Source organism: Pseudomonas sp. FSL R10-1350, assembly GCF_009600525.1.
GTDB lineage: Bacteria > Pseudomonadota > Gammaproteobacteria > Pseudomonadales > Pseudomonadaceae > Aquipseudomonas > Aquipseudomonas helleri.
This window is the reverse complement of record NZ_WIVR01000237.1, coordinates 1-268: the sequence shown is the minus strand read 5'-3', so window position 1 is coordinate 268 and position 268 is coordinate 1. Positions and strand designations below refer to the sequence as shown.

Annotated in this window: 1 protein-coding gene; it reads right to left on the bottom strand. The window is 58.2% G+C overall.

All coding sequences use genetic code 11. From position 1 onward, the window contains the following. The coding region (locus GHO25_RS25970) for a transposase (protein ID WP_153393484.1) at nt 1-268 on the bottom strand (268 nt) is incomplete at both ends.

The following is a 268-nucleotide window of genomic DNA, read 5'->3' as shown; positions in this document are numbered from 1 at the left end:
CGCCGACCCAACTGGCCAGCGTTGAACGAGGAATCGCGAGACCGGCCCGTCCGAAGATTTGCTCCTGGCGGAACAACGGCAAATGATCGGCGTATTTCGCGATCATCACTTGGGCCAACAGCCCGGCCGTCGGGATGCCTTTGTCGATGACCTGCGCCGGCACCGGCTCTTGAATCAAGGTTTCGCAGTTGTCACAGACCCATTTGCCACGAATATGCCGTTCAACGCTGAATACGCCTGGCGTGTAGTCGAGTTTTTCGCTGACGTC